21 protein-coding genes are annotated in these 20,837 nt (G+C 25.1%); 12 read left to right on the top strand and 9 right to left on the bottom strand.

The window, feature by feature from the left end:
• Nucleotides 1-115: 115 nt before the first annotated feature.
• A complete protein-coding gene (locus tag ACRYA_RS03400) occupies nucleotides 116-1,549 on the bottom strand; it encodes a sensor domain-containing diguanylate cyclase (RefSeq protein ID WP_121443277.1) in 1,434 nt (477 codons plus the stop codon).
• A 145-nt stretch (nucleotides 1,550-1,694) separates the two neighbouring features.
• Between ACRYA_RS03400 and ACRYA_RS03395 the strand changes: the two genes are divergently transcribed.
• Genes ACRYA_RS03395 through ACRYA_RS03385 form a run of 3 tightly spaced genes read left to right on the top strand, consistent with a single transcriptional unit; the run spans nucleotide 1,695 to nucleotide 5,316 of the window.
• Nucleotides 1,695-3,539 (top strand): 7TM diverse intracellular signaling domain-containing protein, encoded by a 1,845-nt coding sequence (locus tag ACRYA_RS03395; RefSeq protein WP_165786067.1) that lies wholly within the window; start codon nucleotides 1,695-1,697, stop codon nucleotides 3,537-3,539.
• Nucleotides 3,529-4,239 (top strand): response regulator, encoded by a 711-nt coding sequence (locus ACRYA_RS03390; RefSeq protein WP_165786068.1) that lies wholly within the window; start codon nucleotides 3,529-3,531, stop codon nucleotides 4,237-4,239. Before ACRYA_RS03395 ends, ACRYA_RS03390 begins: the two co-directional genes overlap by 11 nt.
• A gap of 42 nt (nucleotides 4,240-4,281) precedes the next feature.
• A complete protein-coding gene (locus ACRYA_RS03385; RefSeq protein ID WP_105916357.1) occupies nucleotides 4,282-5,316 on the top strand; it encodes a linear amide C-N hydrolase in 1,035 nt (344 codons plus the stop codon).
• Nucleotides 5,317-5,378: 62 nt separating this feature from the next.
• Here ACRYA_RS03385 and ACRYA_RS03380 read toward each other — a convergent pair whose 3' ends face one another.
• The 8 genes from ACRYA_RS03380 to ACRYA_RS03345 form a co-directional block, all read right to left on the bottom strand.
• Entirely contained in the window at nucleotides 5,379-6,206 is an 828-nt protein-coding gene (locus ACRYA_RS03380; RefSeq protein WP_105916358.1) for a flagellin N-terminal helical domain-containing protein, read from the bottom strand.
• A 69-nt stretch (nucleotides 6,207-6,275) separates the two neighbouring features.
• Entirely contained in the window at nucleotides 6,276-7,340 is a 1,065-nt protein-coding gene (locus ACRYA_RS03375; RefSeq protein ID WP_105916359.1) for a class I SAM-dependent methyltransferase, read from the bottom strand.
• An 8-nt stretch (nucleotides 7,341-7,348) separates the two neighbouring features.
• A complete protein-coding gene (locus tag ACRYA_RS03370; RefSeq protein WP_165786069.1) occupies nucleotides 7,349-8,683 on the bottom strand; it encodes an alpha/beta fold hydrolase in 1,335 nt (444 codons plus the stop codon).
• Complete coding sequence (locus tag ACRYA_RS03365; RefSeq protein WP_105916361.1) at nucleotides 8,664-9,014, bottom strand: hotdog family protein; 351 nt, start codon at nucleotides 9,012-9,014, stop codon at nucleotides 8,664-8,666. Before ACRYA_RS03365 ends, ACRYA_RS03370 begins: the two co-directional genes overlap by 20 nt.
• Complete coding sequence (locus ACRYA_RS03360) at nucleotides 9,011-9,652, bottom strand: beta-ketoacyl synthase chain length factor (RefSeq protein ID WP_105916362.1); 642 nt, start codon at nucleotides 9,650-9,652, stop codon at nucleotides 9,011-9,013. The genes ACRYA_RS03365 and ACRYA_RS03360 overlap by 4 nt, the downstream gene beginning before the upstream one ends.
• Complete coding sequence (locus tag ACRYA_RS03355; RefSeq protein ID WP_105916363.1) at nucleotides 9,642-10,769, bottom strand: beta-ketoacyl-[acyl-carrier-protein] synthase family protein; 1,128 nt, start codon at nucleotides 10,767-10,769, stop codon at nucleotides 9,642-9,644. The genes ACRYA_RS03360 and ACRYA_RS03355 overlap by 11 nt, the downstream gene beginning before the upstream one ends.
• Nucleotides 10,769-11,995, bottom strand: a complete 1,227-nt coding sequence (locus ACRYA_RS03350) for an NAD(P)/FAD-dependent oxidoreductase (protein ID WP_105916364.1) — start codon at nucleotides 11,993-11,995, stop codon at nucleotides 10,769-10,771. Before ACRYA_RS03350 ends, ACRYA_RS03355 begins: the two co-directional genes overlap by 1 nt.
• Before the next feature lie 9 nt (nucleotides 11,996-12,004).
• A complete protein-coding gene (locus ACRYA_RS03345) occupies nucleotides 12,005-12,262 on the bottom strand; it encodes a phosphopantetheine-binding protein (RefSeq protein ID WP_105916365.1) in 258 nt (85 codons plus the stop codon).
• A gap of 129 nt (nucleotides 12,263-12,391) precedes the next feature.
• Here ACRYA_RS03345 and ACRYA_RS03340 point away from each other — a divergent pair, with 129 nt between their 5' ends.
• From ACRYA_RS03340 to ACRYA_RS03300, 9 genes are read left to right on the top strand one after another with little or no spacing between them, the layout of a single operon-like run.
• On the top strand, nucleotides 12,392-12,715 hold the full coding sequence (locus ACRYA_RS03340) for an ApeI family dehydratase (RefSeq protein WP_105916366.1): 324 nt from the start codon (nucleotides 12,392-12,394) through the stop codon (nucleotides 12,713-12,715).
• Entirely contained in the window at nucleotides 12,705-13,427 is a 723-nt protein-coding gene (locus tag ACRYA_RS03335; RefSeq protein ID WP_105916367.1) for a glycosyltransferase family 2 protein, read from the top strand. Before ACRYA_RS03340 ends, ACRYA_RS03335 begins: the two co-directional genes overlap by 11 nt.
• On the top strand, nucleotides 13,427-14,284 hold the full coding sequence (locus ACRYA_RS03330; RefSeq protein ID WP_105916368.1) for a lysophospholipid acyltransferase family protein: 858 nt from the start codon (nucleotides 13,427-13,429) through the stop codon (nucleotides 14,282-14,284). The genes ACRYA_RS03335 and ACRYA_RS03330 overlap by 1 nt, the downstream gene beginning before the upstream one ends.
• A 6-nt stretch (nucleotides 14,285-14,290) precedes the next feature.
• Nucleotides 14,291-15,805 carry an HAL/PAL/TAL family ammonia-lyase gene (locus tag ACRYA_RS03325; protein WP_105916369.1) on the top strand — a complete coding sequence of 505 codons (1,515 nt, stop codon included), beginning with the start codon at nucleotides 14,291-14,293 and terminating at the stop codon, nucleotides 15,803-15,805.
• Complete coding sequence (locus ACRYA_RS03320) at nucleotides 15,806-16,504, top strand: SDR family NAD(P)-dependent oxidoreductase (RefSeq protein ID WP_105916370.1); 699 nt, start codon at nucleotides 15,806-15,808, stop codon at nucleotides 16,502-16,504.
• Between the two features lies 1 nt (nucleotide 16,505).
• Complete coding sequence (locus ACRYA_RS03315; protein ID WP_105916371.1) at nucleotides 16,506-17,042, top strand: hypothetical protein; 537 nt, start codon at nucleotides 16,506-16,508, stop codon at nucleotides 17,040-17,042.
• Entirely contained in the window at nucleotides 17,035-17,511 is a 477-nt protein-coding gene (locus tag ACRYA_RS03310) for a hypothetical protein (RefSeq protein ID WP_105916372.1), read from the top strand. The genes ACRYA_RS03315 and ACRYA_RS03310 overlap by 8 nt, the downstream gene beginning before the upstream one ends.
• Nucleotides 17,498-19,630: an MMPL family transporter gene (locus ACRYA_RS03305; RefSeq protein ID WP_105916373.1), complete on the top strand. Its 2,133-nt coding sequence runs from the start codon at nucleotides 17,498-17,500 to the stop codon at nucleotides 19,628-19,630. The genes ACRYA_RS03310 and ACRYA_RS03305 overlap by 14 nt, the downstream gene beginning before the upstream one ends.
• The gene (locus tag ACRYA_RS03300) at nucleotides 19,611-20,837 is read left to right on the top strand and encodes an AMP-binding protein (RefSeq protein ID WP_105916374.1); all 1,227 of its coding nucleotides are present in this window, start codon (nucleotides 19,611-19,613) and stop codon (nucleotides 20,835-20,837) included. Before ACRYA_RS03305 ends, ACRYA_RS03300 begins: the two co-directional genes overlap by 20 nt.

Genomic DNA, 20,837 nt, shown 5'->3' with positions numbered 1-20,837 from the left:
TATCTTAAATCTGTCGGATTTTATATTTATTTTTTTAGATAAAAGTTGAGTTAAAAAATAAAAGTTAGAAATATATTAAAAGACTTATTTTTTTATAATAGAAATTTTTAAAAATCTATTGTATAACCACACAGTTTCTTCCGTTTTTTTTAGCTTCGTAAAGATTATCATCAGCTACTTTAAATAGTTCATCAATATTTTTTAACTCATCAGCTTGTTTAAAATTAACACCTATAGAAGTTGTTACATATTTTGATACTTTATTTCCTGAATGTTCAATTTTAAGATTTTCAATATCATTTTTTATAGCTTCCGCAAATTCAGAAATTCTATTTTTTTCTAAGTTTACAAGTATTGCAAACTCTTCACCACCAATTCTAAAAGCAAAGTCACTAGCTCTGTTTGTTCTATTTTTTAATACTTTTGAAATTTCTTGTAAAACAAAATCACCTTTTTGATGCCCATAAGTGTCATTATATTGTTTAAAAAAATCAATATCTAAAACCATTAAACAAAGATGTTTATTCTCCCTTTTTGCTCTATTTATCTCTTCTTCAATTTTTGAATTAAAAAATCTTCTATTATAAAGTTGAGTTAATTCATCAGTAATTGATAGATTTTGAAGCTCTTTTTCGAGATTGTTTTTATTTTCCAAAGTTTCATTTAAATTATTTGCAAGAATTACAAATTCTGTATAAGTTAATTTTTCTGTATCTATTTTTTTATTATCTAAAGATGCTTTTGAAAAAGCTTTTACTAAATTATTTATATTAATATTTATAAAATCTCCTATTTTTTTTGATATAAAATATATACCAATTAAAATAAGTAGAAATACAATTATCATTGAAGTAATTTGATTTCTGATATTTTGATAAAAAATTTCTTCTTTCTTTTTTAATTCATCATTAATTTCATCCAAATAAACTCCACAACCAATAATCCAATTATACTTTTCATATTTTTTTACAAAAGAAATTTTATCAAACTCTTCATTGCTATTTGGTTTTTTAAACTTATATTCAAAAAAATCACCATTAGGATTTTTTGCAGTTTCAAGTTGTTGATTAAATAGTTCAGGAAATGGATGAGGCTTTGGCTCAACTTTTTTTTCTTCAAAAATTAAAGTATATCCATCTGTAGTATTTAAAAAAGAGTAACTACTATTTTCATATTTTAAAGAAGAAATCCATGATAAAATTTCTTCTTTATTTTGTTCTAATAAATATTTTATTTCATCTTCTGTTTTTATATTTTTATTACTTTTATAAATATCCATAGCTAAATCATAATCTTGATTTACCTTCTCTTGTAATTTCTGTTCAAGATTTTTTATTAATAACTCTTCTTTATAATTTATTAATCCATAAATCATTAAAACTTCATTTTTTACCTCTTTCTTCTTTTGCTCTGTAAACTCTTTTTTATAGTGATTAAATTCATTTTTAAAATTTAAGTATTGAAAAATAATAGAGATTAAGAATGCTAATATAAAAGATGTAAATGCAGTAATAAATATAAATTTTGTTAAAAATTTTGATAATTTCAAATTTGTTCCCTAGTGATTTTATAAATGAATTTTTTATACTTGTATAATTAATGTTATATATTTTATTAAGAAATTATCTTAAATCTGTCGGATTTTATAGTTGTTTTTTATGTTAAAATCTTATCATTATAAATTAAGGCAATTTTTGAAATATCTTATATCTCTATTTTTATTTATTAATTTTTTATATGCAAACTCTTCAACACTTATATTAGAAGATGGTTTTAATTCTAATGAGAACTTTGAAATATCTTATTTGAAAGATTCAAGTAATGAATTAAATATACAAGAAGTATCAAATTCAAATTATTTTCAAAAACATTCAAATAAGTTCTCTTTGGGTTATTTACCAGATACTATTTGGATAAAAGTTGATTTAAAAAACAAAAGCTTTAAAGAAGATTTTATTTTATCAATCAACGAACACTTTTATGAAAAAGCGAATATGCACTATTTTGATGATTTAGAAAAATCATGGAAAGTATTAGAAAATGGTGTTTTCACACCAATAGAAAAAAGAGATATACAAACTTCTAAACTAGCTTTTAATTTTAAAATCCAACAAAATAACTCACAAACAATATTTATAGAATTAAAAGGAAAATATCCCTATTTTGGAAATATTGCTGTTTATTCAAAAGATTATTTCTTTACAAATAAGCTTTTGAATATTGATTCTTTTTTTATATTTCAATTTGGTATCTTATTTATTATTATTGTGTTTAATCTATTTTTATGGCTTAGTTTAAAAGAAAAAGTATATATTTATTATGTTGGATATACTTTTTTTGCACTCGTTTACTTTATAAATATTAGTGGATTTTTAATATATTTTGATTTACAACAATATATGTATAAGCTACATTTTGCAGTCTCTTTAAGTATTATATTTTTAGCTTTATTTTCTATTGAATATTTTGAAGCAAATAAATATTTTAAAGCCAGTGTTTTTATTATTAAAATATTAATATTACTTCTTTTTGTGTTTGCTTTTATGATGATAGTAATTTCGTATAGCCCTTGGAATAACTATATGAATCACATAATAACACTAATACTAATTACTTTAATAATCTCATCAATAAAAATTTATAAAAAAGGCCAATACTTTTTAAAGTACTATATTTTTGCTATTTCAATATATTTTACTTCTGTTATTATCTTTATTTTATTCTTAACAGGGGTTCTTGAATATAACTATTTTAATAGATATTCATATTTATATTCACTATGCCTTGAAATAATAGTTTTTGCATTAATACTTTCTAATCGTTATAATATTATAAAAAATGAGCAAATAAAAACTCAAAATGAGTTAATTTCTTTACAAATAAATCAAAACAAAATTCTTGAAGATGAAGTTGAGAAAAAGACTTTAAAACTAACAAGACTTGTAAAAGAAAGAGAACTTTTAGTAAAAGAGGTATTTCATCGTGTTAAAAATAATTTCCATGTAATAACTGCTTTTTTATGGTTTGAAAGCAAAAAAAACGATAACAAACATAGATTTACAGAACTAATAAATAGAATAAAATCTATGTCTTTAATTCATGAATATTTGTGCAACTCAAAAGATTTAATAGATATTGATTTAAAAGAGTATATAGATGAACTTGTAAAAACTATTGTACAAACATATAGTATTCCTACTTTACAGATTAACACAAATATAGAAAAGACAAATATTGAGTTTGAAAATATGATGTCATTGGGAGTTGTTGTAAATGAAATAATAAGCAATAGTATAAAACACCACCCAAAAGAAAAAGCTATTATTTTAGATATTACTTGCTATAAAAAGAACGATAGTGTAATTTTAATTATATTTGATAATGGGCTTGGATTTGATGAAAATATTCAAAAAACTGGATTAGGACTTGAACTTATAAAAGATTTTATAAATAAACTTCCAAATGCAAAATACTCTTTTTATAAAGAAAATGGAACAGTATTTGAGCTATCATTTAAGGAAAAAGATAATGAAAATTAAAAATTACTCTATCTTAATTGTAGAGGATGATTTTATAGCAACTGAATATCTATATCAAATACTTGACTCATTTGGAGCAGAAACTATTTTCAAAGCAAAAAACTCAAATGAAGCACTTGAACTTGTAAGCAATCATCAAATAGATTTAGTTTTTATGGATATAAATATTCAAGGTGGAGTTGATGGAATAAAATGCTCTGCTTTGCTAAATGAAAAATATTTTATTCCAATAATATTTGCAACAGCATATGCAGATACAGCAACAATAGATGAAGCAAAAGATGAAAATATTTTTGGGTATTTGATAAAACCTTTTCAAATATCAGATGTAGAAGCCACTTTAAGTGTTGCAATTTCAAGTATAAATCGTATTAAAAAACTTCAAGAACAAAAAAAAGATGAAGAAATAAATATAAAAGAGATTAACTTAGGTGAAAAATATATTTACTACTTTGATTCAAAAACTCTTACTTTTAAAAATTCTCCTGTATCTCTTACAAAAAAAGAGTTAGAAGTTTTTCATATTTTGTGCAAAAATATAAACAAAAACATCTCTTACGAATATTTAAAAAATATTATATGGATTAATAAAAGTGTTTCTGATTCAACATTACGTGATCTTGTTTCAAGACTTAAAAAAAAGTTAATTAATATAAATATAGAAAATATCTCTAATTTTGGTTATATATTAAAAAAGTAGAAAATTTATATTTATAAAAATAAAATTATTAAGGAGAAAAATATGACAAAATTCAAAATAGGAATAGTTGTTTCATTTTTAATGTTTCAAAGTTTTACAAGTCAAGCATTTGCTTGCTCTCGTGTAATATATGAAGGTGCTGATTCTAGATTTATAACAGCTAGAAGTATGGATTGGAAAGAAGACATTCCAACTTCTCTTTGGGTTTTCCCAAGAGGAATGAGTAAAGATGGTGGAATTGATGAAAATTCTATTAAGTGGACATCAAAATATGGAAGCGTTGTAACAGTTGGTTATGAAGCTGCTACAAATGATGGAATGAATGAAAAAGGATTAGTTGCGAACTTACTTTATCTTGTAGAGTCTGATTATGGATCATCTACAAATCCAACTATGTCAATAGCTGCTATTACTCAATATGTTTTAGATAATTTTGCTTCTGTAAAAGAAGTTGTTGAAACTTTGGAAAAACCACCATATTTTCAAATAGTTGCTCCATCAATGCCAAAAGGTGAAAAAGCAAGTTTGCATTTATCAATTTCTGATGCCAAAGGAGATTCTGCAATTATAGAATTTATAGAAGGGAAAATGGTAATTCATCACTCAAAAGAGTACAAAACTATGACAAATTCACCTATTTTTGAAGAACAGTTAGCAATTTCTGGATATTGGAAATTAGTTGATGGAAAACAGATGCTTCCAGGAACCTATAGAGCAGCAGATAGATTTGCAAGAGCTAGTTATTATACAAATACAATAACTCCTGCTATCACACAAAGAGAAGCTGTTTCAACAGCATTTAGTATTATTAGAAATGTAAGTGTTCCAAGAGGAATAAGTAGCCCAAGTGAACCAAACGTAGCATCAACTTTGTGGAGAACAGTATCTGATCAAAAATCACTTCAATACTACTTTGATTCAGCAACTTCACCATCTATTTTTTGGGTAGATATTTCAAAGCTTGATTTAAAAAAGGGTGCAAAAGTTAAAAAACTAGACCTTACAGATTATCCTACATACTCTGGAGAAGTATCAGCACAATTTAAAGATGCAAATCCTTTTAAATGGTTAAAATAAAATACTCGATAAGAGGGATATAAAAATTCCCTCTTACTTTAAGTAAATGTTATCAAAAAGGATTATACAAGTAATCTTGAAACCATCTGTTGGTTTATAAAATTTGCTTGAACTTGTCCAAAAGCACCCATTTTTGCCAAAATATTCTCTTTTGAAAAGTTTGAAGATTCTTTTGCGTAATCAGTATCAAACATTGAAGCTGCATTTAAAGTGTTTGTTCTTTGTGTCATTAGATTTCTTCCAGAGCTTTCAAGTTGATTTTGAACAGTACCTATTTCACCTCTAATACTATTCAAACTAGTAATAGACTTATCAACTGTTTCTAAAAAATCTCTAGCAGTTTGTGCTGTAAATGTTGAGGCATCTTGATTTACTAAACCACTAAGTCCAAATGCAGTTGTATTTGAAGCAATACCAGATGTTTCAATAATATCCTCACCTTTTAAACCTGATTGATATTGTTGTACATCTGAATTTGATTTATCAGTTGCACTTTTTTGAAGTAGCGTTTGACCATTGTAATTTGTACTACTTGCAATTTTATCAAACTGTTCTAGTTGAGATTTTATATCTTTTAAAATATTATCTCTTCCTTCTTGACTTGTAGTGTCTGTTGAAGCTTGAAGAAGTTTTTCTTTTACATTGTCCAATATTTTTGATTGTTCATTTGTAGAACCAGAAGCTATTTGAGTTGCTGCAATTGCTGAATTTGTATTTTCTAGTGCTTGTGAATATCCGTTTGATTGTGACAATAGACTATTAGCTATTGCTAAATTTGAGGCATTATCACTTGATTTATTCAATTCAAGACCAGTTGCAATCCTATTTAGCGATTGACTTGCATTTAAATATGAACTTTGATTAAAAAGAGGATTAGAATTTATTTGCATTTGAAACTCCTTATAATAATATTTCCATTGTATTACTTAAAAGTTTAAGATATTATAAAAAAATATTTTTTATTTTAATCTAATAATTGTTTGACACAATCCAATATTATCAGTTATTTCAACAATCTCAAAACCAACTTTTAGCAAGACTTTCTCAAAATCACTATACCTAAACATTTTACTATATCCATTTGCAATAGCCGTAAAATATGGACTTGTATTAATTACACAATATGAAGCTATTTCATTGTTTTGTCTATCCCAAAATGGCTCCATTATACAAACTTGACTATTTTTACCCATAGAGTTTTTTACTTTTAATAAAATCTGCTCTATTTGTTCATCTTCAAAACAATCTAAAAATTGGCTCATCCAGATAATATCTATATTTTCTGGTATATTAATATCATTAAGTAATACATTAGTCTCAATAAATGAAACATTTGTTAAATTTTTTTCATAAATATTTTTTTTTGCTAATTTTATTTGTTGCGGTAAATCCATTATTGTAATATCGATTTGTGGATAATTACTTGATAACTCCATAGCAAACTTACCTGTATTTCCACCAATATCCAAAATAGTTTTGATATTTAAATTATTCAAATATTCTATTGCCTTTGGAAATCCAGAATCAGAGTAAAAATGATCAAAATCAAACCAACTATCTTGAACTTTTTGTGGTAAGCTTGAAAGTGCTGGATATATAGTTTCCCAATCTCCAAAGACTTGTAAACCTTCAGGTTTTTTATTTTTTATTGACTCTTCTAAATTATAAAGTCCAAGATAGTTTACATAGTGATTATAATTCATATTTACTTTTGTCATCTTATCACTATTTATAAATATACCAATTTTTGAAATAAGAAGTCTATTATCTTTCTCATATAAAATATTTGCACTTATTGCCGTTTCACTTAAGACTTTTATAGCATAAATAGATAAATCAGAAAGCTTAGACAACTCTTCAATACTTAAACCATTTTTATTCTTTGATAAAATATTTAAAATATTTGTATCTCTTAAAACTCTAGCAACTTGAAACACTATTGGAGCAAAAGCTATTTTTTGTGCTTCGTATAAAGCCTCTACCGTTGATAAATTTTGCGCATCTTGAAAGAAACTGTTTTCCATATATTTTCCTAATATTTTTCTTTATTATTCATTGTTACTTTTTTATGAAATACTTTTTTTGTTACTGGACTTACAATAGTAGTTAAAGAAAAAATTATATCATTTATTCCTTGACTAAAAATAGCTGTGCTATTAGCTTCTATTTTTGAACCTGCAATATCAAGTTTTGAATTAAACAGATTTATTGCAGTATCACCTTTTATAATAGTAGATGTAATATTTATATTAGAGTTTATTGCTTGTATTGAGTTGGAACTTGAGCCTATATTTGAATCTATAATATAAACATCAGAGTTTTCAATTATAAGTTTTTCTATATTGCAATTATTTAAATATAAATTATTTGAATTAACAATTTTTAAGTATTTATAACTACAATCTTTTAATTCACCTTTACTATTTTTTAACTCTCTATTTAAACTACTTTGCTTATATATTTTTTCATCTTTTTTTATATCATCGATTAAAAAATAATCTAAATATCCAAAATAATCTTCTTTTGAATCAAGTATTGGAACATGCCCACTATTTTTTATTATAAATAGTTTTGAATTATCCAATAAAAAATTTAAAACGTATCCACTTCTTAAAGGAGTAACTCCATCATTTTCTCCCCATAATATCATTGTAGGAATTTTAATATTATGTAACTCAAACCAATCTTCAGTCATAAGTCCTAATGCTGCTATTGAAGTTGGTGAATTTAAAAATTTGGTTCTAATTCTTTCATCTCTTACAACGCTACTTAAATCCTTTGGTAAAATACTTGCTAAACTATTTGTGATATTTGTTGCAAATTGTGATATTTGACCATTTAATTCACTTCTACTATTTTCATCAACCATTTTACTAACTTGATTTTTTATCATAAATTCACCATAAGAATCTTTATGTAAAATCCCAGCAGAATCAATAACAAAAAGTTTTTTAATTTTATCTTGATGTAAAGTGGCATATTTAAGGCTAATAGCTCCACCCATAGAGTGTCCAACTAAATAAAATTGTCTATTATCTAAAAATTTAGAAACTAAAAAATCTAAAACTTGTGCATATTTTTCTGGTGTATATTCAACATTATCTTTTGATGATTTTCCAAAACCTGGTAAATCAAAAGTTATTACATAGTAGTTATCTTTTAATTTTAGAATAGTTTCTTGCCAAATAGTTGAAGCTTCATCACCTAAACCATGTACAAAAACTATTGGTTCATTTTCAATATTTCCATCAACATTTATATATACTTGAGAGTTTAAAATTGGTTCTTGTATATAAAACTCATCTGCAAATATCTTAGAAAACAGAAAAAATATTACAAAAATATATTTAATCTTGCAACTTAACAATAAAAGTTCCTTTTGCATAAATATCATTTTGATTTATAAATTCAAAACTAAACTCATTTAATAAATCAAAGCTTGTATCTTTTTTAATTTTTATTTGAAACTCCAAAATATTACAATCTTTTAAAAGTTCAACATCTTTAAGGCTAAGTAAAAATCCAATTTGTGGTTTTTCATTTTGTGAAAAAACAATACTACTTTGAGCTGCCGCTTCACATATCATTGGAAGTGTTGGAAAATAAGGAAAAGAGCAAGATACAAAAATAAAATCTCCATCTTTTTTTACAATTTCTTCTACAAATCTTATTGGTTTTTGGTGAGGTAAATTTTTCATATATCAACTCTTAGGATATTTTTTTTAGTTTTATCAAAATTTTGAGCAATAAACATAAGATGTTGTATAGAGTTAGAAAAACCTTTTAAAGGTATATTTTCAAGATTTATAGTGCTATTTTCTTCACTTATTTTTACTTTTAAAGCAACAACAGATTCCAAAAAATCGATACAAGAGTTTACTTCTTTTATATTTGGAATATTTAAAGTTTCACTACAAATCAAAACTACCTCATCTTTATCCAAAGCTTTAATTGCACCTGCTTTTAAAACTTTTAAAGAAGTTTCATCTCCACTTGAAATAGTGAGTATCTCATTTTTATTTTCAAATAAAATAGAAGCATAAGAAACTGCTGTATTATAAACAGAATTTTGAAAATCTGTTGGAGATAACATACTTTCATCTAAAATAGCTTTTAATATATTAGCTGTTGATAATAACTCTCCAAAAGATGTACCATATATAATTCTGCTATTTTTTGCATCTATTTTATGTAAGGCTTCAATTACAAGCTTTGAAGCTTTTGTTAATCTTCTTCTAAAAACCATTTGAGGTACTAACTCTTTTGTATTTAACTCTTCAATACTATCTTTATCAAAAAGATAAAAAGCATCTAATATTTCTAAATTAATCTTCATTACACAATCCAAAAATCAAAGATGTATTATTCCCACCAAATGCAAAAGAGTTACTAAGAGTATATTTTATATCTTGTTTAGAAGTAGTCATGGGATAGTTTATTCCATCTATTTCTATCTCATTTAAACTTTTATTTGGCAAAATAGTTTGATTTTTTAAAACCATACAACATATAATTGCTTCAATAGCTCCAGCAGCTCCTAAAGTATGTCCTGTAACTGATTTTGTAGAACTAACTTTTGGCTTAAACTTAGTATCTTTAAAAAGCTCTTTAATTGCTGTTAATTCTGAAAAATCATTTGCATAAGTTCCAGTTCCATGAGCATTTATGTACTCAATATCATCTGGTTTTAGTTTAGCATCTTTTAAAGCATTTTTCATGGCTTCAAATGCTCCTAAACCTTGAGGATGTGGTTGTGTCATATGGTGTGCATCTGAACTATATCCAGCACCTAAAATTTCTATTGAACTATCTTGTTTTTTATCTTGTAAAAATAAAATACCAAAACCTTCAGCTACATTCATACCCTCTCTATTTTTATCAAAAGGGGTACAAGGCTTTGAAGATAAGACACTTAAAGCTGAAAATCCACAAACAGTTGTATAGGATAAATCATCAATTCCAACAACTAAAACATTTTTATATACACCTTTTTGTATTACCTCTTTTGCATAACCAAGAGCATTTGCACTTGAAGTACAAGCAGTTGAAAAAGATATATCATCATAAAAAGTAAAGTGTGTTTTTAAAAAATATGCTATTGAATCTATTGGATGTTTTTTATAATCTATATTTTTATAGTTTTTATCTTTAAAATATATATTTTCAGTTTCACTCATTCCACCAACACTTGAACCTACAACCAAAAGAGTATCTTGAAAATCTTTTAAATTTAAGTTTTTCAAGAGTTCTTTTAATCTTTCAAGCAAAATATCATTTAAAGCGTTCTCTTTTTTTATCTTTCCAATAGCTACAACTCTATGTTTTACATAATTTGTATCTAAAGTTATAGTATCTTTTTTTTCACAAATTGAAGAGAAAAGCTCATTCGCATTATCTCCTGCACAAGAAATAGTGTCAAAATAGTTTATAAAAACCCTATTTTTAAAATTCATTAATTTTGGCTCTCACTCATCTCAACAAGTGCATCAATTCTTTGTTTTGTATTTTTTACAAAATAGTTATTTTCATCCCAAACATAGCCTGAAAGTATTGAAGCAATAGATTGTTTTATCTGTTTAGATTTATTTTTAGCATAAAAAATTTTTCTTAGTTTTCCACTATACCAAGCATATACAAACTCCCTAAAAACATTTATGCCCATCATCATATAATCTTCATAATCTTTTTGCCAATCTACTTCTTTTCCATTTAACTCATCAATAATCAAAGATGCAACTCTTGAAGATGACTCCAATGCCAATGTAACGCCTGAAGAGAAAACTGGATCTAAAAACTCTGTAGCATTTCCACTCATTGCAAAACCTTTTCCATACATCTTTTTAATAGATGCAGAGTAACCATTTATAATTCTTACAGGTGCCACTTGTTTTGCATTTTTATATTTTTCTTTTAAATATTTATGGCTATTTATAGCTTTTAATAAAAATTCTTCTTTTGAAAGTCCCGTATCCAAAAAATAGTTCTCTTCACAAACTATACCAATAGAAGTTACTCCATCACTAAAAGGAATTCCCCAAAACCAAGCTTTATTATCATCATGTATAACAATATCGATGAAGCCTTCATGCTCTTTATCTCTTCTTATTTCACCTGTCATTCTTGTTAGAATTGCATTTCTTAGTTTTAAATCAGATGGCTCATCAAGATTTAAAAGTTGCGGTAAAACTCTTCCATATCCAGAAGCATCTAAAACAAATCTTGCTTTAAAACTACTTTTTACTCCATCTTCATTTTGTGCGTATATAATATTTTTTTCATTATCATAATCTATAACTTCAACTTTATGTCTTACATCAGCCCCTAATTTAATAGCTGTTTGAAGTAAAACATTGTCAAATTCTTCTCTTTTTACTTGAAAACTTGTATTACACTTTTGACCTAAATTCTCTCTAAAATCAATTATCTCTTCAATTTTATCTTCATCAATAAAAATAGCTCCAGGTTTTAACATAAAACCCTGATCTTTTATTACATCTAAAATTCCAATACTTTCTAAAACTTCATTACATTTTGGAAGAAGTGACTCACCTATTACAAATCTTGGAAACTCTAATTTTTCCAAAATTGTTACACTAAACCCAGCTTTTAAAAGTTTACAAGCAGCAATAGAACCGCTAGGTCCTCCCCCAATTATAAGTACATCACAATTTTCTTCCATGACAACTTCTTATTTTAAATTTTCATTTATATAGTTTAATAAATTTTGAACTGATGAAAAAATAGTCTTATAATCAACACTATTACTAATTTTTACTCCATACTCTTTTTCAATAATTAAAACTAACTCTATTGAATCAACCGAGTCTAAACCAATCCCCTCTTCTCCAAACAAAGCCGAATTATTATCTATATCGTCAACTGTTATATCTTCTAGCTTTAAACCATCAATTAACACTTGCTTAAAATTATCTATTGAAATTCCCATATTTTGTATTCCCTTATCAAAAAATTAGGGAATTATTATATCGATATTACTCTTAAGCTTTAAAAAAATAATATTAAGAGAATTTATTATATAATCCCTACCAAAAATTTATCCTAGGTACATTATATTTTGAAAAATCTATTTAAAATTTTAGAGATAACAAAAAATGAGAATGAAAAAGAGATAACTGTTTTATTAACAAATAAAAGTCATCTTTTTTTTAAAGCCCATTTCCCAAAAAATGAAATTTTGGCTGGATTTTTACAAATAGATATTGTTGCAGATATTTTGAAACACAATATTAAAAAAATAAATAAGGCAAAATTTTTATCTATAATAAAACCAGATGATATTATTAAATATTGTATTAGTTCAAAAGACAATATATCGTATAAAATTATTATTAAAAACAAAGAAAATAAAAAAATTAGTGAGTTTAGTTATGAAATATAAAGATATTATAGTTATTGTCCCTACTTTAAACAATGATTTAACAATTCAAAATGTTGTGGATGATATTTTATCTTTTGGATATAAAGTTATTGTAATTGATGATGGGTACACAAATCCTGTATCAAATTTTTTAAAACAACATGATAGTGTGACTATAATTAGACATGAAAAAAATAGAGGCAAGGGTGAAGCTATATTAAGTGGAGCTAAAAAAGCAAAAGAGCTAGGTTATGAATATTTTGCTAGTTTAGATGGTGATGGACAACACATGGCAAGTGAAATAAAAAAGCTTCAAAATACAATTTCAAAAAATAATCAAATAATTATTGGGGCTAGAAATTTCGACATAGCAAATGTTCCAAATGGCTCAAAATTTGGAAGATGGTTTAGTAATTTTTGGGCTTGTTGGGATACTGGATATAAAATAACCGACTCTTTATCAGGATTTAGAATTTATCCTGTTTCTATACTAAATCTTCCATACAAAACTTCAAAATTTGATTGGGAAATGGAAGTTTTAGTAAGGCATGCTTGGGCTGGAAATGAGATAGTTGAAACAGTTATAGAGTGCTATTATCCAAAAGCCGAAGAGAGAGTTAGCCATTTTAGAAAATTTGAAGATACTATGGCTATTGTTTGGGTTCATGTACAAATGCTTCCAATAAAGTGGACAAATATGTTTTTAAATCTATTTAGAAGAAAAAATAAGTAATGTCTACTATTCAAAGAGGAAGCGGATGGAGTATAAAGTTAGTTTTTACTCTTTATAAATTTCTTGGTTATAAATTTACATACTACTTAATGTATCCTGTTACTTTTTTCTATTTTATTTTTGCAAATAATGTTTATAAATCTTTAAAAATATATTATGAAAAATTAAATATTCCATTTACAAAAAAAATTTACTACAATCACCTTTTTATGTTTGCTATGTGCATGGTAGATAGATTTATCTCAAAATATGATTGTGCTTCTTATACTTATAATTATGAAAATAAAGATTTTATAAAAGAAAGAGTTGATAATGGCTCTATTTTACTTCTTTCTCACTTTGGAGGATGGTCATCTTCTACTTGTAATACATTAAGTAATAATATTATTAATGTTGTAATGAAAGAGGTTATTTTAAATAGTATTAAGCAAATTGAAAATTCTATTAATAATCCTTTAAAAAATGTTAGAGTAATTGATCAATCCTTAAATCCAATAGAGGTCTCTATAAAAATAGCAAATGCAATTTCTAATAAAGAGTGTGTAGCATTTATGGCAGATAGAGCAGTAGATCCAAGATTTACACAAAAAGTAGAGTTTTTAGGAGAATTAGCATCTTTTAATACAAATCCATTTAAAGTTGCATATAAAACAAAAGCTCCTTTAACTTTATTTTTTATAGTACATAAAGGTTTACAAAACTACTATGTTCATAGTAAAGAGATAAAAATGGATTTTTCATTAGATGAAAATAGTGCTGTTACAAACTCTTTAAAAGAGTATGTAAAGAATTTTGAAGAGATTGTGAAAAAACATCCAAATCAGTGGTTTAATTTATATAATTTTTGGGAAAGGTAATTAAAATTGATAATAGATGAAAGATATATAACTCTAAGTGAGATTATAAATAGTGATAAAATAGAGATTTCAAATGATAATAATTTTGTAAATCATATAAATGAAACTCATAATTTCTTAATAAATGAGATAAAAGATGGGAAGCCAATATATGGTATTACAACAGGATATGGAGCTAGTGGGAAAAACTATGTAAGTTATGAAGATAGTAAGATTTTACAAACAAATCTTTTTAGATTTCATGGATGTGGAGTCGGTAAAAAACTATCTTATAAAGTTTGCAAATATGCTGTAATTGCTAGAACTATCTCTTTAAGTAAAGCAAAATCTGGGGTTAGTATAGAACTTCTTAAAAGACTTGAGATGTTGATACAAAAAGATATTATTCCTGTTATTCCATCTCAAGGTTCAGTAGGAGCTAGTGGAGATTTAACGCCACTTTCATATGTTGCTAGTGTTGTTGCAGGGGAGAGAGAAGTTTATTATAAAGGTGAGATAAAAGATGTAATGGAAGTTTATAAAGAACTAAACATTAAACCTTATACTTTTAAACCAAAAGAAGCACTTGCAATCATGAATGGAACAACAATAATGAGCGCAATCGCCCTAGATGCTATTGAAGAGTTTGAAACAATTTTAGACTCTATGGAATCATTTGTTGCAGGAATGTTTGAAGTTTTATTGGGAGATGACACACCAGTTGCTGATTTTGTACACCTTTCAAAACCTTTTAGCGGACAAATACAAAGTGCAAAAAATATACAAAGAAAAATAGAAGGCTCAAAATTAACTCATGGAAGAGATGATAGATATGATAAATTTTTTGCTGATAATGACTTAAATATTCAAGATAACTACTCAATGAGATGTGCTCCGCAGGTTTTAGGAGTAATTAGAGACAATCTTGAAATTTCTAAAAATTGGGTAGAGCAAGAGATAAACTCTGTAAATGACAATCCTTTAATTGATGGAGTAAATAAAAAAATATATACTTCTGGAAACTTCTATGGTGGTTATGTTGCTCATGCTATGGATACACTAAAAATTTGTGCTGGAAATTTAGCTGATTTACTAGATAAAGAGTTTGCACTTTTAATTGATCATAAATTCAATCGAGGTTTAGGTGAAAATTTAAAACTATCAACTGAGCCTTTTTATCATGGTTTTAAAGCTATGCAAATAACTCTTAGTTCGCTTAGTGCTGATGTTATGAAAAATACAACTGCTGCTTCAATATTTTCAAGACCAACAGAATCTCTAAACCAAGATAAAGTTTCTATGGGGACAACAGCTGCAAATGATTTTTCTAAAATGATTCCTGATTTATATAATATGCTTTCTATAGCTTTTATAGGAATGGCACAAGCTGTTGATATAAGAGGAAAAGATTTGGTTTCACCTCATCTTACAAATATTTATGAAAATATTAGAAAAGATGCAAAACCTTTATATGAAGATAGAAGAATGGATTTTGATATTGAAAAAATTTACACTCTAATTGAAATGAAAAAGTTTATATAAATGAAAAAAGTATTAGTTACAGGTGCTACTGGAAATATTGGCGAAGAGATTGTAAAAGAGTATGCAAAAAATGGTTTTTTTGTATATATTCATTACAATAGTAACCACCAAAAAGCTCAAAATTTACTAAAAGAGATAAATAACAACGGTGAGCTTATATCTTTTGATATTAAAGATAAAAACTCGATTAGAAATGCTTTAGAAAATCTTGATGTTGATGTTTTAATAAATAATGCTGGAATAATAAAAGATAATCTTTTTTTCTTTATGAGTGATGATGAGTGGGAAGATGTAATAAATACAAATCTAAATGGAAATTTTTATATTACAAAAATAATATCAAAAAATATGATGATGAATAAAAAAGGAAGTATTGTAAATATTGCATCTATTTCAGGAGTTAGTGGAAATGCTGGTCAAGCAAATTATAGTGCAAGTAAAGGTGCAATTATAGCTCTAACAAAAACGCTATGTATTGAGCTTGGTCGTTATAATATTAGAGTAAATGCTCTTGCACCTGCAATCATAGAATCAGAAATGACAAAAGATATACCAAACCTAAAAGAGATGAAAAAAGCAATTCCTCTAGGACGATTTGGAAAAGCTAGTGAAGTAGCAAAGTGTGCCTATTTTGTAGGAGTTGATGCAACTTATATTAGTGGCGAAGTTTTAAATATTAGTGGTGGTATGATTAGATAAAATGAATTTAATCATATCTTTAATCTATGCTCCAATAGTACTTTTTTCTTTAAAATATTTTGATATACAAACAGCATCTATTTATATTTTTATCTTCTCCTTTTTTTGGTTCTTGTTAAATGTAAAAAAAGGTTTAAAAGAGTATGGATTTTCCCTTCTTTATATGATTTTTGCTCTAGCGGCATACTTTGTAGAAGATAGCCTATTTCTTAAAATTACACCATCTATCCTTGCATTTATAGTTACTGCATTTGTTTTATACTCATATCTTACAAAAAATTCTTTTGTGATTTATTATATTGAGAAGTTCAAAAAAAATCTAAGCATAGAAGATAAGATTTATCTTCAAAACTCAACTCTATTTTGGTTTTTTGTGGCTCTTACAAATTTATTATTACACATTTTTATTTTATACTACAATGATATTGTGATTTGGACAATATACTCAAGTTTTGCTTGGTATTTTGTTTTTATTTTTGGTCTGATTATCCAAATAATTCATAAAAAACTATTCTTTAAAAAGGAAAACTATGCTTAAAATTTTTATATTTTTATCTATTTCTATTTTAAATATTTTTGCACAAAATATAACTTTTAAAGAAGAGAAGTTCCTAAATGCTTTGCAAACAAGTGTTTATAAAGATGGAAAAATAGATTTTAAAAAAGATTATATAGAGGTTTCATATAAAAATCTAAGTACCTCTTATCTTTTTTTTGATGATTATTTTATATCAAAAGATAATCAAACAGAGCAAAGATTAAACTATGAAGATAGAGTTGAATTAAACCTATTTTATAAATTAATAAATTTTATTTATAAAGATAAAAAAGATGGAATTGAAGAATTTTTTAAACTACAAGAGATTGAAAATAAAACTGTTCTAATTCCAAATGATTATTTATCAAACTCTATTTCTAAAATTGAGTTCAAAAAAGTTTCAAATAAACTAGAGTTTTTAAAAATATATTTCAAAAATGAGGATTATATTCAAATTGTTCAAAATTAAAAACTACTTCTCTTTAATAATATTTGCTTTTATATTAGCTTTAGTTTTAGCCTTTAACTCTTTTAAAACTATATCTACAAATTTAGAAGCCGTAGTTTCAAATAGTGAAAAAAAAGAGCTTTTAAAAAAATTCAATGAATTTAAGATTAGCAAAAAACTATTTTTGTATGTAGATAATTTAGATGATATATCTTTAAAAAAGATAAAAGAGATTGAAAGAGAACTTCTAAAAATTCCAACTCTAACTTTAGATAAACAAAAAGATAATCAAGCTTTAAATGAGTATAAAAAAGAGTATTTTTTATACCAAAATAGCTTAAACTTTGAGAAATTAAATAGATTAAATATAGACAAAGAGTTAGAGATTTTAAAATCAAATCTTATAAACTCACAATTTGGATATTTTGTAAATAGTAGCGATCCTTTTTCACTTTTTAAAAAAGAGGAAGAAAATAGTAATTTTTTTATAAAAAACAACCATTTAGCTGTTAAGCATAGAGGATATTTTTCTATTTTTTCAATTTCAAGTAGTGTAAACTCTATTGATGATTATGAAAATTTATACAATGAAATTTCAAATATAACAAAAAACGATAAAGATATAAAAATATTTTCATCAATATTCTATTTTGTAGAGAACTCAAAAATAATAAAAGATGATGTAAATAAGATAATCTATATTGCAACTTTTATTCTTGCACTTCTTTATTTGATTATTTTAAGAGATTTAAAACTTCTTTTTAATACTTTATTAACTCTTAGTTCTTCTATTTTATTTGCACTATTGGTTTGTTCTTTTATTTTTCCTGAAATAAGTATATTTGTAGTTGTTTTTGGAATATCTATATCAACTGTTGCTATTGATTATATGTTTCATCATTATGTTCATAAAGAGTATGAAGGAGAGTTTAAATTCAACAAAGATGTATTTTTAGGAATGGTTACAACTATTACAGCATTTTTTATACTATCATTTATCTCTTTTAATTTAATCAAACAACTAAGTATATTTACATTTTTTACTCTTATTTTTTCATATATTCAATTTTCTTTTATATATCAAAAAATAGGATTTACATATAAAGAAAACAATATTTTTAATATCAAAACTATAAACAATATATCTGCTAAATACATATTAGTTTTTACTCTCATTATCCTATTTTTAGCTATTTACAACTTTAAATTTGACTCAAATTTAAAAAACTTAGATGTTGAAAACAAAAAATTGAACTCTTTACAAGAGTTTTTTAATAAAGATATTGCAAACAATGACAAAGTTCCTTTTTTAATAAAAGCAAAAACTATTGATGAATTAATACAAAATTCTAAAACTTTAAAAGAGAGATTTCCATCTAGTTTAGCTCCTTTATCAACTCTTGTAAGTAAAGATGAGTTTTTAAAAAAACAAGAGCTTTTAAAAAATCAAAACATAGCTGATATAAACTTACAAATAGAAAATAAAGCAAAAGAGTTTGGCTTTAAAAATGGATATTTTAAAGACTCTTACAAAATTCCACAAAAAGAGCAAAACTATACTTTAGAATATCTTCAAAAATTAGATTTTGAAATTATAGAGTTTAAAGACTCATTTATTTCATATATAAATGTATCAAAAGAAGATATATTGCTTCTAAATAATTTTGATTTTGTTATAAACTTAAGTCTTAAATCTATGTTTGAAGATGAACTAGTTAAAATAGAAAAAGAGTTGATATTTTATGGAGCCTTATCAATATTTTTTATAATCTCAATTATTTCAATAAGTTACAGAAAAAATCTTCTAATCTATCTATCATTTCTATTTTTCCCATTTTCTATGATTTTATCATTAACACTATTTATAGAATTAAACATTTTACATATTTTTATTCTTTTTATTATATTATCCATCTCAATTGATTATGGAATTTATATAAGTTCATACAAAAAAGATAAAAATACCAACAAAGCAATATTTTACTCAATTCTTACAACATTTGCAGGATTTGGGGTTTTAATTTTTTCTAGTATTAATGCTCTTTTCTCAATAGGGATTTCAGCAACTATTGGAGTTTTATCGATTTTATTTTTACTAATATTTTTAAAAAAGGAAGAAAGTGCATCTAATAATCTATAATGATGATAAAACAATTAGCAAATATAAAATATCAAAAGAGCTATTTTTTGATAAAAACTTGCAAAATTGTGTTTCATATATAGCAAGTTCAAATAAAGAACAAAATGCACTAAAAATTTTTAAATCATACTTTAGTGATGCAAAATCAATACTATTTGATGATTCAAATAAGATTTTACAAACTGAGTTGGAAGATTTAAATATTCCAAAATTTTCAGATATTAAAAATGAAACTAAAGATTCAGAAAATATTTTTAAAGAACATAACTTCTCTTTTTTATATTACACTTCAGGAAGTACAGGATTTCCAACAGCTGCACTAAAAACAAAAGAGAATATTAGTAGTGAAATAGAAGATTTAACAGCTCTTTTAAGTAGCTATACTACCAAAAAAGTTATTGTTACTGTTCCATTTATACATATTTACGGCTCTTTATTTGGACTTTTTTATCCACTACATAACAATATTGATATTATTTTAAAAGAGCATTTTTTACCAAATGATTTATTAGATTTAATTGAAGATTACTCTTTGGTAATTACAACTCCACTATATATTAAAGCTTTAAATAAAACGGGCTCAAAAAAAGATTTAAGCAAAGCTATTTTTATAAGCTCAACAGCTCCACTATTAAGTGAAGATGCAAAGGAGTTTAAAGAGAAATTTAATTCAACTATTATTCAAATATTTGGTTCAACTGAAACTGGTGGAATTGCTTATAAATACAGTGATGAAGAGTTATGGACACCACTAAAAAGTGTGAAAATTTCTACAAATGAAGATAAAAAATTAAAAGTAAACTCTCCTTATGTATCAAATATAATATATGAAAAAGAGTTCAAACAAACAAATTATGAGATACAAACTTTTGATTACATAGAGGTTTATAATGATAAATTTAAACTTATTGGAAGAAGTTCTCAAATATTAAAAATTGCAGGTAAAAGATACTCTACAGTTCAAATAGAAAATATCCTAGAAAAAGAAGAAAATATATCTAAAGCATTAGTTTTAGTAAGTAGTAATAATAGCTCACTAAGAGGTGAAATTTTAGATATTACTTTGGAAACACAAAAAGAGTTTACAACAAAAGATATTCAAAATATTTTGAAAAAAGAGCTTTCAAATCTAAAGTTTTCTATAAATCTAAAACTAGTTGATAAAATAAAAACATCATCAACTGGTAAAAAACTGGCTATTCAATAA

This window comes from Aliarcobacter cryaerophilus ATCC 43158, from assembly GCF_003660105.1.
Lineage (GTDB): Bacteria > Campylobacterota > Campylobacteria > Campylobacterales > Arcobacteraceae > Aliarcobacter > Aliarcobacter cryaerophilus.
Note: the sequence above shows the minus strand (reverse complement) of the source record. Positions and strands in the feature narration are given on the sequence as shown.

Bases quoted from the DNA above. Each gene is read 5' to 3' on its own strand.
- ACRYA_RS03390 (WP_165786068.1), top strand. From the start codon at position 3,529: ATGAAAATTAAAAATTACTCTATCTTAATTGTAGAGGATGATTTTATA.
- ACRYA_RS03385 (WP_105916357.1), top strand. From the start codon at position 4,282: ATGACAAAATTCAAAATAGGAATAGTTGTTTCATTTTTAATGTTTCAA.
- ACRYA_RS03380 (WP_105916358.1), bottom strand. From the start codon at position 6,206: ATGCAAATAAATTCTAATCCTCTTTTTAATCAAAGTTCATATTTAAAT.
- ACRYA_RS03375 (WP_105916359.1), bottom strand. From the start codon at position 7,340: ATGGAAAACAGTTTCTTTCAAGATGCGCAAAATTTATCAACGGTAGAG.
- ACRYA_RS03365 (WP_105916361.1), bottom strand. From the start codon at position 9,014: ATGAAAAATTTACCTCACCAAAAACCAATAAGATTTGTAGAAGAAATT.
- ACRYA_RS03360 (WP_105916362.1), bottom strand. From the start codon at position 9,652: ATGAAGATTAATTTAGAAATATTAGATGCTTTTTATCTTTTTGATAAA.
- ACRYA_RS03355 (WP_105916363.1), bottom strand. From the start codon at position 10,769: ATGAATTTTAAAAATAGGGTTTTTATAAACTATTTTGACACTATTTCT.
- ACRYA_RS03350 (WP_105916364.1), bottom strand. From the start codon at position 11,995: ATGGAAGAAAATTGTGATGTACTTATAATTGGGGGAGGACCTAGCGGT.
- ACRYA_RS03345 (WP_105916365.1), bottom strand. From the start codon at position 12,262: ATGGGAATTTCAATAGATAATTTTAAGCAAGTGTTAATTGATGGTTTA.
- ACRYA_RS03335 (WP_105916367.1), top strand. From the start codon at position 12,705: ATGAAATATAAAGATATTATAGTTATTGTCCCTACTTTAAACAATGAT.
- ACRYA_RS03330 (WP_105916368.1), top strand. From the start codon at position 13,427: ATGTCTACTATTCAAAGAGGAAGCGGATGGAGTATAAAGTTAGTTTTT.
- ACRYA_RS03320 (WP_105916370.1), top strand. From the start codon at position 15,806: ATGAAAAAAGTATTAGTTACAGGTGCTACTGGAAATATTGGCGAAGAG.
- ACRYA_RS03315 (WP_105916371.1), top strand. From the start codon at position 16,506: ATGAATTTAATCATATCTTTAATCTATGCTCCAATAGTACTTTTTTCT.
- ACRYA_RS03310 (WP_105916372.1), top strand. From the start codon at position 17,035: ATGCTTAAAATTTTTATATTTTTATCTATTTCTATTTTAAATATTTTT.